This is a genomic window from Streptomyces sp. NPDC088116, assembly GCF_044741745.1.
Lineage (GTDB): Bacteria > Actinomycetota > Actinomycetes > Streptomycetales > Streptomycetaceae > Streptomyces.
In genome coordinates, this window is record NZ_JBIUTF010000005.1 from 315,800 (window position 1) to 330,496 (window position 14,697).

Consider the following 14,697-nt stretch of genomic DNA (forward strand, 5'->3'; position numbering starts at 1 on the left):
CCGCTCGGCGGCCGGGGCTCGCATTTCAGGGCTACTGGGACTCACACACCCGAACCTGCGGGCACGGAGTCGGTCGCCTCCGTCCACAGATCCTGCTCGGCGCGATCCGCCTGGATCTGGCGGTACACGAGGAGCCCGCCGATGGCGGCCAGTGCGACCAAGAGAAGCTTCTTCACCGCGCGACCTCGTCTTTCCTTGACGTAGGGGACTTCTGGGGCCCGACTATACACACCGACCGATACCGATCGGTGACCTCCCCGCGGCCCAACTGCCGTCGCGATCACGGGAGAAAGAGCAGCTGATAGCAAGAGTCACTTGGATGACTCAGGCAATCGCTTGGACGCCACCCCAACAATGCGCGTGGCCCGTAATGCAATCGGCCCGTACGAATGCACTCCGTACGGGCCGATCATCGCGGTGGGGCTAACAGGATTTGAACCTGTGGCCTCATCCTTATCAGGGATGCGCTCTAACCAACTGAGCTATAGCCCCGCGCTGCCCCTGAAGATTAGCGCACTTCAGGGCCAGTCCCAAAATCGATACCGCGCTCTCACTCGTCCTCGGCGAGCGTGAGCTCGACACCGCCCACGAAGCCCGCCGACAGGTTGTAGATGAAGGCTCCGAGCGTCGCCAGCGCCGTCGCCAGGACCACATCGATCACGGCGATGACCGAGGTGAAGACGAGCACCCTAGGCAGCGACAGGAACGACTGGAGATCGAAGCCGTTGCTCTCGTTCGAGCCCGTGGCCTCACTGATCGTCCCGCCGACCGTCGAGAAGACGCCCATCGCGTCCATGACCATCCACAGCACCGCGGACGCGACGATCGTGCACACGCCCAGCGCGATGGAGAGCAGGAAGCTGACCTTCATCACCGACCACGGATCGGCCTTCGCCACCCGCAGTCGCGCCTTGCGGGTACGCGGGGTCGTCCGCGCGCCCGTGCGCGGCAGGCGTACCGCGGCGCCCGCCGAGGCCGGCTGGGCCGAGGTCTCGGCTGACCCCGCGGTCCCCGGAGCCTTGGCCCCAGAAGCGGTGGTGGATGCGGCCGTTGTCACAGAAGCTCCCTTTTGACCCTGCTGTCCGCCCCGCGTTCCGCCACCCTGAGGCGTGGGATACGCCTGCGGCGGGTGATACGGCTGCGCGGCCGGCTGTGGCTGTGCCTTCGGCTGTTCAGCGCCGTACTTCTTGTAGGGGGGCTGCTGCCCCCGGGTATCGGTCACCGTTACCCCCTGGGAGTCCGTGGCAGGGCCACGGGCACCGTTCGCTCCGGAATCGGCCGATCCGGCGCCCGTGGCTCCACTCACGATCTACTCCTCGTGCTCCCCTGCCGAGGGCTGAGTGCCCTCGGCAACCTCGGCCGTACCGGCCTCGTCGGTCACCGGGTCATCGGTCCCGTCGACCTCTTCCGCCTCACGGCCCGCCTCGGCGTTACGAGCGATGCCGACCACGGCATCACGCTTGCCCAGGTTGATCAGTTGGACGCCCATGGTGTCACGCCCGGTCTCCCTGACTTCGTTGACTCGCGTGCGAATCACACCACCGCCGAGGGTGATGGCAAGAATCTCATCCGTCTCCTCGACCACCAACGCCCCGACGAGGGAACCGCGGTCCTCCACGATCTTGGCCGCCTTGATACCGAGGCCTCCACGACCCTGGACGCGATAATCGTCGACCGCGGTTCGCTTCGCGTATCCGCCATCCGTGGCGGTGAATACGAACGTACCGGGCCGGACGACATTCATCGAGAGCAGTTCGTCTCCCTCCCGGAAACTCATGCCCTTGACGCCCGAGGTGGCCCGCCCCATCGGACGCAGCGCGTCGTCCGTCGCGGTGAACCGGATCGACTGCGCCTTCCTGCTGATGAGCAGCAGGTCGTCCTCGGACGACACCAGCTCGGCGCCGATCAGCTCGTCGTCGGCGCCCGCGTCCGTCTCCCGGAGGTTGATCGCGATGACACCGCCCGAACGCGGCGAGTCGTAGTCCTTGAGCGGGGTCTTCTTCACCAGACCGGCCTTGGTCGCCAGGACCAGGTACGGCACGGCGTCGTAATCCCTGATCGCCAGGATCTCGGCGATCTGCTCGTCCGGCTGGAAGGCGAGCAGGTTGGCCACATGCTGACCGCGCGCCTCGCGGCCCGCGTCCGGCAGCTCGTACGCCTTCGCCCGATAGACCCGGCCCTTGTTCGTGAAGAACAGCAGCCAGTGGTGCGTCGTCGAGACGAAGAAGTGGTCGACGATGTCGTCTTCCTTGAGCTTCGTGCCCCGAACGCCCTTGCCGCCGCGCTTCTGCGAGCGGTAGTCGTCCGTCTTCGTACGCTTCACATAGCCGCCACGCGTGATCGTGACGACGATGTCCTCCTCGGCGATCAAGTCCTCCATGGACATGTCACCGTCGAAGGGCACCAGCTTCGAACGCCGGTCGTCCCCGAACTTGTCGACGAGAACGGCCAGTTCCTCGCTGACGATCTGACGCTGCTTCTCGGGCGAGGCCAGGATCCCGTTGTACTCGTTGATCTTCTGCTGGAGATCGTCGTGCTCCGCGACGATCTTCTGCCGCTCCAGGGCCGCCAGCCGTCGCAGCTGCATCTCCAGGATCGCGTTCGCCTGGATCTCGTCGATCGAGAGCAGCCCCATCAGGCCCTCGCGCGCGGTCTCGACCGTGTCGCTGCGCCGGATCAGCGCGATGACCTCGTCGATCGCGTCGAGCGCCTTGAGCAGACCGCGCAGGATGTGCGCCCGCTCCTCGGCCTTGCGCAGCCGGAACTTCGTGCGCCGGACGATGACCTCGATCTGGTGCGTCACCCAGTGCCGGATGAACGCGTCCAGCGACAGCGTGCGCGGCACGCCGTCGACCAGCGCCAGCATGTTCGCGCCGAAGTTGGACTGGAGATCGGTGTGCTTGTACAAGTTGTTCAGTACGACCTTGGCGACCGCGTCCCGCTTCAGGACGACCACCAGCCGCTGGCCCGTACGGGAGGACGTCTCGTCGCGGACGTCCGCGATGCCGCCGACCCTTCCGTCCTTGACCAGATCCGCGATCTTCTGAGCGAGGTTGTCCGGGTTGGTCTGGTACGGCAGCTCCGTGACCACCAGGCACTGGCGGTTCTGGATCTCCTCGACCTCGACCACCGCGCGCATCGTGATCGAGCCACGGCCCGTGCGGTACGCCTCCTCGATGCCCTTGCGGCCCACGACCAGCGCGCCGCTCGGGAAGTCGGGCCCCTTGATCCGCTCGATCAGCGCGTCGAGCAGCTCGTCGTGGCTGGCCTCCGGGTGCTCCAGCGCCCACTGGGCACCGGCCGCCACCTCGCGCAGGTTGTGCGGGGGGATGTTGGTGGCCATACCGACGGCGATACCGGCCGAGCCGTTGATCAGAAGATTCGGGAAGCGCGCCGGCAGGACCGTCGGCTCCTGGTTGCGGCCGTCGTAGTTGTCCGCGAAGTCGACGGTCTCCTCGTCGATGTCCCGGAGCATCTCCATCGACAGCGGCATCATCTTGCACTCGGTGTACCGCATGGCCGCGGCCGGGTCGTTGCCCGGAGAACCGAAGTTGCCGTTGGAGTCCACCAGCGGCATCCGCATCGACCACGGCTGCGCGAGGCGGACCAGGGCGTCGTAGATCGAGGAGTCGCCGTGCGGGTGGTACGTACCCATGACGTCACCGACGACGCGGGCGCACTTGTAGAAGCCCTTCTCGGGCCGGTATCCGCCGTCGTACATCGCGTACAGCACGCGCCGGTGGACGGGCTTGAGCCCGTCCCGCACGTCCGGCAGCGCGCGCGACACGATGACGGACATCGCGTAGTCGAGGTACGAGCGCTGCATCTCCGTCTCGAGCCCGACCGGCTCGACACGCATCGCCAGGCCCTCCACGCCCTCCACGGTCTCCTCCACGACGGGCGAGCCGGGAGTGCCGGGGACGCCGGAGTTCTCGGGGGTGCTGGGGTTGTCGGGTGTGTCAGGGGTGTTCTCGTCGGCCATTGCTGGTCAGTGTTCCTTTCGGCCTTGTCGAATCCGTCAGCTGAGACCGACTCAGATGTCGAGGAAGCGGACGTCCTTGGCATTGCGCTGGATGAAGGACCGCCGTGCCTCGACGTCCTCGCCCATCAGTACCGAGAACAGATCGTCGGCCTGGGCGGCGTCGTCCAGGGTGACCTGGCCGAGCACCCGGTGGTCGACGTCCATCGTGGTGACCCGCAGTTCCTCGGCGTTCATCTCGCCCAGACCCTTGAAGCGCTGGATCGAGTCCTCACGGATGCGCTTGCCGTTCTGCTTGCCCAGCTCGACCAGGGCGTCGCGCTCCGTGTCGGAGTACGCGTACTCGAAGTCGTCGCGGCCCCACTTGATCTTGTAGAGCGGCGGGCGGGACAGATAGACGTGTCCGGCCTCGACCAGCGGGCGCATGAAGCGGAACAGGAACGTCAGCAGCAGGGTGTTGATGTGCTGGCCGTCGACGTCGGCGTCCGCCATCAGAATGATCTTGTGATAGCGGAGCTTCTCGATGTCGAAGTCCTCGTGCACGCCGGTGCCGAACGCCGAGATCAGCGCCTGTACCTCGGTGTTCTGGAGGATCTTGTCGATCCGCGCCTTCTCGACGTTCAGGATCTTGCCCCGGATCGGCAGGATGGCCTGGTACATCGGGTTACGGCCCGACTTCGCGGAACCTCCGGCGGAGTCACCCTCGACGATGAAGATCTCGCACTTCGAGGGGTCGTTCGACTGGCAGTCGCTCAGCTTGCCCGGCAGGGACGCGCTCTCCAGCAGCCCCTTGCGGCGGGTGAGGTCGCGCGCCTTACGGGCCGCGACCCGGGCCGTGGCGGCCTGGATCGCCTTGCGGATGATGTCCGCGGCCTCGTTCGGATTGCGGTCGAACCAGTCCGTCAGGTGCTCGTGGACGATCTTCTGTACGAAGGTCTTCGCCTCGGTGTTGCCCAGCTTCGTCTTCGTCTGGCCCTCGAACTGCGGCTCGCCCAGCTTCACCGAGATGATCGCGGTCAGACCCTCGCGGATGTCCTCGCCGGCGAGGTTGTCGTCCTTCTCCCGCAGGAACTTCTTCTCGCGCGCGTAGCGGTTGACCAGCCCGGTCATCGCCGCGCGGAAGCCCTCTTCGTGCGTACCGCCCTCGTGCGTGTGGATCGTGTTCGCGAACGAGTACACGCCCTCGCTGTACTGCGAGTTCCACTGCATCGCGATCTCGACCGAGAGCATCCGCTCCTTGTCCTCGGCCTCGATGTCGATGACCGTGGGGTGGATCAGCTCGCCCTTGCGGGAGTTGAGGTACTTCACGAAGTCGACGATGCCGCCCTCGTAGAAGTACGTCACCGTACGGGCCGGCGCCTCGGCCAGGCTCTCGGTGGTGTCCGTACCCGCGATGTCGGCGCCGACGACGGCCTTCGCCGACTCGCGCTCGTCGGTCAGCGTCAGGGTCAGGCCCTTGTTGAGGAAGGCCATCTCCTGGAAACGCCGGGACAGCGTCTCGAAGGAGTACTCGGTCGTCTCGAAGATGTCGGAGTCGGCCCAGAACGTCACGGTCGTGCCGGAGTCGTCCGTCTCCTCGTTGCGCAGGAGCGGTGCCGTCGGCACGCCGAGCTTGTAGTCCTGCGTCCAGCGGTAGCCGTCACACTTGACCTCGACCGCGACCCTCGACGACAGCGCGTTGACGACGGAGACGCCCACGCCGTGCAGACCGCCGGAGACGGCGTACCCGCCGCCGCCGAACTTGCCGCCCGCGTGCAGCACCGTCATCACGACCTCGACGGCCGGCTTGTTCTCGGAGGGAACGATGCCCACCGGGATACCGCGGCCGTTGTCGACCACACGGACCCCGCCGTCGGCGAGGATCGTGACGTCGATGGTGTCCGCGTGCCCGGCCAGAGCCTCGTCGACGGAGTTGTCGACGACCTCGTAGACCAAGTGATGCAGGCCGCGCTCACCTGTGGAGCCGATGTACATGCCGGGCCGCTTGCGGACCGCGTCCAGGCCCTCGAGCACAGTGATGGCACTGGCGTCGTACGAGGCGGTCACCTCGCCGTGCTCACCAGTGGCGATGGACGGAGTCTTCTCATTGGGGTTGCCGGAATCGGCCACGAAGCGCCCTTTCTGGCACAGCACAGGCCGTTCTCCGAGCAAGCGGGACCGGCTGCGTCGTTCGGCTATGTGTCAGCATCTGTTGACGGTTCCCGCAAGCACAGCGGGATTCGCCACCAGTCTACCGGTAGCGCCGACCCGAATGGGGGTTTGCCGGTACCTGAGTCCGCATGTGCCGCCCTGAATGAGCGCCTGCCGACTCCCCATATTCGGGAAGGGGCTCCAAGAGGCTCACACCGGCATTGAGCGCTTCGGCCTGTCAACCTGCCGCTACGGTGAGGGACGCCTCACTCTTCCCAGACAGCGTCCCAGGTCACAGCGCTATCGACGGGGCGAGGGGCAAGGGGGCGGGGAGCGGTTCGGGTGGGGCCGAGGAGGAACGTGCGACGCCCACGGTCAGGGGGCCGGGTCCGGGGCATGACCCGGCCCCGGGAATCGGTCTTCGTCGAGGCCGCCGGGCCGTGGGCCTCGACGTGCGGCCTCGACGTGCGGGCCGGGTGCCAGGTCGTACGTCACAGGGCACCGACGGAGGCGGGTCGACGAACGCGTCAAGGGGAACACCGCCCCCTCATCCGTACGTGTCGCCGGGCCCCTTGCTCCCGGGCGCCCGCAGCCGGCCGAACCGCTGCGGTGGCCCACCGGGCCCCAGCACCTTGATCATTCGTACGGTGCCGTGCCCGAGGTCCTCGTTCAGCCGGGCCACCAGCCGGGGCGCCAGCAGCCGCAGCTGTGTCGCCCACGCCGTGGAATCGCACTGGACCGTCAGAACACGCTCGTCGTTGCCGTCGTCGTACCGCTGCGGCACACAGTGCTTCGCCACGTCCTCGCCGACGATCTGCGGCCACCGGCCCATCACCCCGCCCACAGCGGCCGGCGTCTCCCAGCCCCGCTCCGTGATCAGCCGGTTGATCGCCGCCCCCAGCGGCAACGGATCACGTCCGTCGGCACCGGATCCCGAGCGCAGCCCGCCACCGCGCCTGGCCTGCTTCTTCTGCTGGGCCGCGGCGCCCCGCGCCCGCGCCTGCTCCTTCGCCGCGCGCAACGCGACCCGCGCCAGGTCCACCCCCGACGACTCGGGAGGCTTCGGCGCCTCGGGCCCCTCGGGCAGTTCGGCGGGCGGCTGCGTGGCCGACGTGCGTACGCCGGACCGGCCGGACCGCGCCGACTGCCCTGTCTCCGGCCCTCCCGAGCCGCTCATACGCGTTCCACGGCGCCGTCGGCCACCAGGAACCGCGCCCCCGCCAGCACGCTCGGTACGTCGTCGTCGACCGCCGCCGTCACCAGCACCTGCTCACCGGGAACCACCAGTTCCGCGAGCCGCTCCCGGCGCCGTGTGTCCAGCTCGGCGAAGACGTCGTCCAGTACGAGCACCGGCTCATTGCCCTCGGCGCGGAGCAGGTCGTACGAGGCGAGCCGCAGCGCCAGGGCGTAGGACCAGGACTCGCCGTGGCTGGCGTACCCCTTCGCGGGCAGCCGGCCCAGGTTGAGCACCAGGTCGTCACGGTGCGGACCGACCAGCGTGACGCCCCGCTCGATCTCCTGCTTGCGTACGCCGGCGAGGGCGGCGAGCAGCCGCTCGTACAGCTCGTCGCGGGGATGAGCGGCCACGGCGGCCTGCGCCGAGTCGGGACCGGGGACGGAACCGGCGGACGTCCCGGCGGACGTCCCGGCGGACGTCCCGGCGGACGTCCCGGCGGCGGAAACGTCGAGGTCGGCGGGGTCGAGGGCGGCGGAACGGTACTCCAGCGCCACCGGACCGCCGCCGGGCGCCAGTTGCTCGTACGCCTTGTCCGTCAGCGGCTGCAGGGTCGCGATCAGATCGATCCGCTGCGCCAGCAGCTCCGCCCCCGCGCGCGCCAGATGCTGGTCCCAGACATCCAACGTCGACAGGTCCATGCCACGCCCGCCGTGCCGTCGTGCCATCGCCGCCGACTTCAGCAGGGTGTTGCGCTGCCTGAGCACCCGGTCGTAGTCCGACCGCACCCCCGCCATACGCGGCGAGCGCGCCGTGACCAGCTCGTCGAGAAAGCGCCGGCGCTCGCCCGGATCGCCCTTCACCAGCGCCAGATCCTCCGGCGCGAACAGCACGGTTCGTACGATGCCCAGCACGTCACGCGGTTTGACCTGCGAGGACCGGTTGATCCGCGCCCGGTTCGCCCGGCCCGGGTTGAGTTCGAGTTCGACCAGCTGGGAGCGCTCGCCCTGGGTGACCGCCGCCCGGATCACCGCGCGCTCCGCGCCCATCCGCACCAACGGCGCGTCCGAGGACACCCGGTGGCTGCCGAGAGTCGCCAGATAGCCGACCGCTTCGACCAGGTTGGTCTTCCCCTGCCCGTTCGCCCCCACGAACGCGGTGACGCCCGGATCGAGCGGGACCTCGATCCGGGCGTAGGACCGGAAGTCGGCCAGCGACAGATGCGTGACATGCATGGGTGACGCCGGCCTTCCCCGGTTGAACGTTCCGCCTCCCGCACGCGCGCGTGCGGGAGCCTTCCTACTGCTGGGGCCTACTTCATGGGCTTGTTCGACTCGACCGCGTGGCCGCCGAACTGATTGCGCAGCGCGGCGACCATCTTCATCTGCGGCGAGTCGTCCTGCCGGGACGCGAATCGCGCGAACAGGGACGCGGTGATAGCGGGAAGCGGCACCGCGTGGTTGATGGCGGCCTCGACCGTCCAGCGGCCCTCACCGGAGTCCTCCGCGTAGCCCCGCAGCTGGTCCAGGTGCTCGTCGCCGTCGAGCGCGTTGACCGCCAGGTCCAGCAGCCAGGAACGGATGACCGTGCCCTCCTGCCAGGAGCGGAAGACCTCACGGACATCGGTGACCGAGTCGACCTTCTCCAGCAGCTCCCAGCCCTCGGCATAGGCCTGCATCATGGCGTACTCGATGCCGTTGTGGACCATCTTGGCGAAGTGGCCCGCGCCGACCTTGCCGGCGTGTACGGAGCCGAACTCGCCCTCGGGCTTGAGCGCGTCGAAGATCGGCTGTGCCCGCTCGACATGCTCCGGCGTGCCGCCGTACATCAGCGCATAGCCGTTCTCCAGGCCCCAGACGCCGCCGGAGACACCGCAGTCTACGAAGCCGATGCCCTTGATGCCCAGCTCCACCGCGTGCTTCTCGTCGTCCGTCCAGCGGGAGTTCCCGCCGTCCACCACCACATCGCCCGGGGAGAGCAGCTCGGCCAGCTCGTCGATGGTGGCCTGCGTCGCGGCACCGGCGGGAACCATCACCCAGATCACCCGCGGGCCCTTGAGCTTGCCCACCAGCTCCTGAAGGCTGTGCACATCGGCGAGGTCGGGATTGCGGTCGTAACCGATGACGGTGTGGCCCGCGCGGCGAATGCGCTCGCGCATGTTGCCGCCCATCTTGCCGAGACCGATGAGACCGAGCTCCATCAGGCGTTTTCCTTAAGCGTTGTGGCGATTCGTACCCAGGCCCGAGCCTACGCCCGGACCTGGACACTCACCTGTGGGGTCAGCCGCTCAGGCGTACCGGCATGATCAGGTACTTGTACGCCTCGTCCGCCTCCGCGTCGACGGCCGGCCGGCCGCTGAGCAGCGCCGGCTTCGTGGACGTCGTGAAGGAGAGCTGAGCGACCGGCGAGTCGATCGCGCTCAGGCCGTCCAGCAGGAAGGTCGGGTTGAAGGCGATCGAGATGTCGTCGCCGTCGAGCTGCGCGTCGACCCGCTCCACAGCCTGTGCGTCGTCGCTGGAGCCCGCCTCCAGGATCAGCACGCCCTGCTCGAAGCTGAGCCGCACCGGGGTGTTCCGCTCGGCCACCAGGGCCACACGCTTGACCGCCTCGACGAACGGGGCGGTCTCGATGACCGCCACCGAGTTGAACTCGGTGGGGAACAGCGTGCGGTACTTCGGCAGATCGCCTTCGAGCAGCCGCGTGGTGGTGCGCCGTCCCGCGCCCTCGAAACCGATCAGCCCCTCACCGGCACCCGCGCCGGAGAGCGCCAGGGTGACCGTGTCACCACTGGTGAGCGCCTTGGCGGTGTCCAGCAGCGTCTTGGCGGGGACCAGAGCGACCGCGGAGATGTCCGGGGCTTCCGGCTTCCAGAGGAACTCACGGACCGCGAAGCGGTAACGGTCGGTCGAGGCCAGGGTGACCGTGTCGCCCTCGATCTCGATCCGTACGCCGGTGAGCACCGGCAGCGTGTCGTCACGGCCCGCGGCGATGGCGACCTGGGAGGCGGCCGAGGCGAAGACCTCACCGGGAACGGTGCCCGTCGCCGTCGGCATCTGCGGCAGCGCGGGGTACTCGTCCACGGGAAGGGTGTGGAGCGTGAACCGCGAGGAACCGCAGACCACGGTCGCCCGTACACCGTCTGTGGAGATCTCGACCGGGCGGTTGGGCAGGGCCCGGCAGATGTCGGCGAGGAGCCGGCCGGAGACGAGGACGGTGCCGTCCTCCTCCACCTCCGCGTCCACCGAGACCCGCGCCGACACCTCGTAGTCGAAGCTGGAGAAGCTGAGTGCGCCCTCCTCCGCCTTCAGCAGAAGGCCCGCAAGTACGGGCGCGGGCGGACGGGCCGGGAGGCTACGGGCCACCCAGGCCACCGCCTCCGCGAGTACATCGCGCTCCACCCGGATCTTCACCGGAACCGCCTCCTGCTGTTGCTGGCTCGCCCTGCTGGCCTTCGTCGTCGGCTGTGATGCCGGGGACCAGTCTGACGCACGGCACCGACAGTCGGTGCGGCTGCGGGTCAAGTCGTTGTCACAGGTGCCGGAGGCTCCGGGGCCGAGTTGTGCACAGGGCCTTCTTCGAAGCGGATTCCTCGTTAACTCTGAGTGGGAGTAGTAGTAGGGCCTGTGGAAACCGTGGATAACGCCATCCGCGCAGGTCAGACCCGTTTTTTTGTCCACCGACCCTGTGGGCGGCAGCCGTGGACAACCGGGTCGTTCTGTGGACGGGCGAAAGTTCTGCACACCCGATGCACAGGACACAGGTACTTCTCCCCAGCGCTGTCCCCAGCTTTACCCACGTTCCCCACAGCCCAACCGACCTCCTTGGTGTGACGCCTTTCACTCGACTCAGCGATGCCGGGCGTTTCGTTGCCGAACAGTGGACAGGGCTGTGGAGAAGCTGTGGGCAATGAAGCTCTGCCTGTGGGCCGCCGGTGGACAACGAAGCGGGCTGCCTGTGGAAGACTTTTTCGTCCACAGTCTGTGGAGCGGCGTCAACCACAATTCCACAGGGACTTGACCTGGCCCGATGATCTTCCAAGAGGTGCGGCTGTGGACACGGTCTGGACAACTTCCCTGTCCCCAGGCTGTGGACGGAAGATTTCTCCCCGATCTGTGGAGAAGACCTCCGCGTGGCGCCGTATTCGAACAGCGGGGGCGGGAAGCGACACGCCGACGGGGTTCGCGCGGGGCCCATGGACCGCCCGCAGACCACTCGTGGACCATCCGCGGACCCCCCTCAGAGCGCCGGACCGGACGTGCGGACCGTCGATTCAAGGGCTCCGGCGGCATCATCCAGCGGCTCGTGGGACGGCGAAGGGCGCCCCGGGACCGTGAGTCGGACGGTGGTCCCGGAGCGCCCTTCGCAGAGGCCGTGCGCAGGCTGTGTCAGCCGTTCTTGATGCGGTTGGTCAGCTCGGTGACCTGGTTGTAGATGGAGCGCCGCTCGGCCATCAGCGCGCGGATCTTCCGGTCCGCGTGCATCACGGTCGTATGGTCGCGGCCGCCGAACTGCGCACCGATCTTGGGCAGTGAGAGATCGGTCAGCTCGCGGCACAGGTACATCGCGATCTGCCGCGCCGTCACCAGCACCCGGCTCCGCGACGAGCCGCAGAGGTCCTCCACCGTCAGACCGAAGTAGTCGGCGGTCGCCGCCATGATGGCGCTCGCGGTGATCTCGGGGGCGGCGTCCTCGCCGCCCGGGATCAGATCCTTGAGCACGATCTCGGTGAGACCGAGATCCACCGGCTGCCGGTTCAGGCTCGCGAACGCGGTGACCCGGATCAGCGCGCCCTCCAGCTCGCGGATGTTGCGGGAGATCCGCGAGGCGATGAACTCCAGCACCTCGGGCGGGGCGTTCAGCTGCTCCTGTACCGCCTTCTTACGGAGGATCGCGATACGGGTCTCCAGCTCCGGCGGCTGGACATCGGTGGTCAGTCCCCACTCGAAGCGGTTGCGCAGCCGGTCCTCCAGGGTGATCAGCTGCTTGGGCGGCCGGTCCGAGGACAGCACGATCTGCTTGTTGGCGTTGTGGAGCGTATTGAAGGTGTGGAAGAACTCCTCCTGGGTCGACTCCTTGCTCGCCAGGAACTGGATGTCGTCGACCAGGAGGATGTCGACATCGCGGTAACGCTTGCGGAAGGTGTCGCCCTTGCCGTCACGGATCGAGTTGATGAACTCGTTCGTGAACTCCTCCGAGCTCACGTACCGCACCCGCGTGCCGGGGTAGAGGCTGCGCGCGTAGTGCCCGATGGCATGGAGCAGGTGCGTCTTGCCGAGCCCGGACTCCCCGTAGATGAAGAGCGGGTTGTACGCCTTGGCCGGTGCCTCGGCGACGGCGACCGCCGCCGCGTGCGCGAACCGGTTGGACGCGCCGATGACAAAGGTGTCGAAGAGGTACTTGGGATTGAGCCGGGCATGCGGCTCGCCGGGTCCCGGCGCGGGAGCGGGCTGGGCACCCAGCGGCCCCGGCGCCCCGCCGCGCGTCCCGGTGCGGCCGACGCTGTGCGCGCCGCCGTGCCGGGGCGGCTGGGGGCCCTGGAGGTCGTGCCGGTCGGTGTGCTGATCGTACGGGGAGTGCTCGGGCCCCTGCGGCTGGCGGTAGTCGTGCTGCGGCTGCTGGGGGCGGGCGGTGGCGTACGGGTCGCGCTCCTGGTAACCGCCGAGCCGGGGCTGCTGCCAGGACAGGTCCTCCTGGGTACGCGGCCATGCGCCGGCGCCGGGGCGCTGCTGCTGGTAGTCCGGGTACGCGGGCCGTACCGACGGCATGCCGTCGTCCGACGGGCGGTGTCCGTAGCCGTCGTATGTATCGCCCTGCCGCGGCTCGTCGTGCTGCGGGCCCTGGTAGCGGTGCTGCTGGGGCAGCGGCGGGGCCGGCGGCGTGGGTTCGCCGGCGGAGTCGTCGACGGTGATGGCGATCCGGATGGGCCGGCCGCATTCGTGGCTCAGGGTCTCGCTGATGAGCGGGGCGAGGCGACCTTCGAGAACCCGCTTGCCCCACTCGTTCGGGACGGCCAGCAGTGCGGTGTCGGCGACCAGGGCGAGCGGCTGGCAGCGTTCGATCCACTGCTTGTCCTTGGGCTCTACGCCCTGCTGGCCCTCCCTGAGGAGTTGCTCCAGCACTCGTGGCCACACTGCGGCAAGATCGGCAGGTACATCAGCCACAAGGCACGCTCTCTCGCAGGTCCCACGAATGTGTGGTTCTCGGGACGGGGTGGGAAGACCGGCAGGAAATGAGCCGGAGTCCGGCCACGGTAGTCAGGCGGCCCACGTGGTTCAAGTTGTTGTCCACAGCCTGTGCACAATGGAGTCCGGCACAGAGCTGGTTTGACCGGATGGCGTAGCCGCGCGTACCGTGACCAGGTCGAGTTGTCGATGGCTGCTGCCGCCTGCCTCCGATGGGCAAAGATCACGATCTGTGGTTGTGAAGCGGTGCGCTCGGGCGTGATCGCGAGCTTCTCGTGGGCGCACGGTGACAGCCAGGCGATGTCCCGCCATCACACACATCATTTTCTGGAGCCCCCGAGTGAGCAAGCGCACCTTCCAGCCGAACAACCGTCGTCGCGCCAAGACCCACGGGTTCAGGCTGCGCATGCGTACCCGTGCCGGCCGCGCGATTCTCGCGACCCGCCGTGGCAAGGGTCGCGCCCGTCTGTCCGCCTGATCGCCTGAACGCCAACAGGTCATGACGTGCTGCCTACCGAGAATCGGCTGAGGCGGCGCGAAGATTTCGCGACCGCGGTACGCCGAGGACGCCGGGCCGGACGCCCGCTTCTCGTCGTCCATCTACGCAGCGGTGCAACGGACCCGCACGCGCCTGGGGAGAGCGCTTCCCCGACGCGTGCGGGTTTCGTCGTAAGCAAAGCCGTGGGTGGAGCTGTTGTACGCAACCTGGTGAAGCGCCGACTTCGTCACCTGATACGCGACCGACTGTCCTCGCTGCCCCCCGGTAGCCTGGTTGTCGTACGGGCGCTGCCCGGAGCGGGCGACGCCGACCATGCACAGCTGGCCCAAGACCTGGACGCCGCTCTTCGGCGGCTGCTGGGAGGGGGCGCGCGATGAAATACCCGCTGCTTGCCCTGATCAAGTTGTACCAGTGGACGATCAGCCCGCTTCTCGGGCCTGTCTGCCGGTACTACCCGTCGTGTTCGCACTACGGATATACGGCCATCGACCGGCATGGCGCGGTGAAGGGCACGGCGCTGACCGCTTGGCGCATTCTGCGGTGCAATCCGTGGTCGCCGGGTGGTGTGGACCATGTCCCGCCACGCAGACGGCCTCGCTGGCATGAACTGCTGCGCAATGCGTGGCGCGGCAGAAAGGGCGGGCACTCCGCTGCCGGCGTGCCTTCCGGGGGACCGGCCCCCGACACCCCCAGCTCGGCCGCAGAGACCTCGCCCAATGCTCAAGGAGCCTGA

General features: G+C 68.1%; 12 protein-coding genes and 1 tRNA gene. 3 read left to right on the forward strand and 10 right to left on the reverse strand.

Features of this window, described 5'->3' with window-relative positions; translation table 11 throughout:
* Positions 1 to 41: 41 nt before the first annotated feature.
* From ACIOJD_RS21965 to dnaA, 10 genes are all read right to left on the reverse strand, one after another.
* Positions 42 to 176 carry a DLW-39 family protein gene (locus ACIOJD_RS21965; RefSeq protein WP_003958712.1) on the reverse strand — a complete coding sequence of 45 codons (135 nt, stop codon included), beginning with the start codon at positions 174 to 176 and terminating at the stop codon, positions 42 to 44.
* Between the two features lie 242 nt (positions 177 to 418).
* Positions 419 to 492 (reverse strand) — tRNA-Ile (locus ACIOJD_RS21970).
* 58 nt (positions 493 to 550) lie between these two features.
* Entirely contained in the window at positions 551 to 1,222 is a 672-nt protein-coding gene (locus ACIOJD_RS21975; RefSeq protein ID WP_401916179.1) for a DUF3566 domain-containing protein, read from the reverse strand.
* Positions 1,223 to 1,309: 87 nt separating this feature from the next.
* Positions 1,310 to 3,982, reverse strand: coding sequence for a DNA gyrase subunit A (gyrA, locus tag ACIOJD_RS21980; RefSeq protein WP_401916182.1), 2,673 nt, complete (start codon positions 3,980 to 3,982; stop codon positions 1,310 to 1,312).
* Positions 3,983 to 4,033: 51 nt separating this feature from the next.
* Complete coding sequence (gene gyrB / locus ACIOJD_RS21985; protein ID WP_401916185.1) at positions 4,034 to 6,112, reverse strand: DNA topoisomerase (ATP-hydrolyzing) subunit B; 2,079 nt, start codon at positions 6,110 to 6,112, stop codon at positions 4,034 to 4,036.
* 544 nt (positions 6,113 to 6,656) lie between these two features.
* Positions 6,657 to 7,286: a DUF721 domain-containing protein gene (locus ACIOJD_RS21990; RefSeq protein WP_401916188.1), complete on the reverse strand. Its 630-nt coding sequence runs from the start codon at positions 7,284 to 7,286 to the stop codon at positions 6,657 to 6,659.
* On the reverse strand, positions 7,283 to 8,518 hold the full coding sequence (gene recF / locus ACIOJD_RS21995) for a DNA replication/repair protein RecF (RefSeq protein ID WP_401916190.1): 1,236 nt from the start codon (positions 8,516 to 8,518) through the stop codon (positions 7,283 to 7,285). Before recF ends, ACIOJD_RS21990 begins: the two co-directional genes overlap by 4 nt.
* Before the next feature lie 77 nt (positions 8,519 to 8,595).
* Positions 8,596 to 9,483, reverse strand: a complete 888-nt coding sequence (gnd, locus tag ACIOJD_RS22000; protein WP_401916193.1) for a phosphogluconate dehydrogenase (NAD(+)-dependent, decarboxylating) — start codon at positions 9,481 to 9,483, stop codon at positions 8,596 to 8,598.
* Between the two features lie 79 nt (positions 9,484 to 9,562).
* The gene (gene dnaN / locus ACIOJD_RS22005; protein ID WP_401916196.1) at positions 9,563 to 10,693 is read right to left on the reverse strand and encodes a DNA polymerase III subunit beta; all 1,131 of its coding nucleotides are present in this window, start codon (positions 10,691 to 10,693) and stop codon (positions 9,563 to 9,565) included.
* Between the two features lie 975 nt (positions 10,694 to 11,668).
* Positions 11,669 to 13,444, reverse strand: coding sequence for a chromosomal replication initiator protein DnaA (gene dnaA / locus ACIOJD_RS22010; RefSeq protein WP_401916199.1), 1,776 nt, complete (start codon positions 13,442 to 13,444; stop codon positions 11,669 to 11,671).
* A gap of 361 nt (positions 13,445 to 13,805) precedes the next feature.
* Here dnaA and rpmH point away from each other — a divergent pair, with 361 nt between their 5' ends.
* From rpmH to yidD, 3 genes are read left to right on the forward strand one after another with little or no spacing between them, the layout of a single operon-like run.
* The gene (gene rpmH / locus ACIOJD_RS22015) at positions 13,806 to 13,943 is read left to right on the forward strand and encodes a 50S ribosomal protein L34 (RefSeq protein WP_030354375.1); all 138 of its coding nucleotides are present in this window, start codon (positions 13,806 to 13,808) and stop codon (positions 13,941 to 13,943) included.
* Between the two features lie 26 nt (positions 13,944 to 13,969).
* The gene (gene rnpA / locus ACIOJD_RS22020; RefSeq protein ID WP_401916202.1) at positions 13,970 to 14,341 is read left to right on the forward strand and encodes a ribonuclease P protein component; all 372 of its coding nucleotides are present in this window, start codon (positions 13,970 to 13,972) and stop codon (positions 14,339 to 14,341) included.
* Complete coding sequence (yidD, locus tag ACIOJD_RS22025; protein ID WP_401882342.1) at positions 14,338 to 14,697, forward strand: membrane protein insertion efficiency factor YidD; 360 nt, start codon at positions 14,338 to 14,340, stop codon at positions 14,695 to 14,697. The genes rnpA and yidD overlap by 4 nt, the downstream gene beginning before the upstream one ends.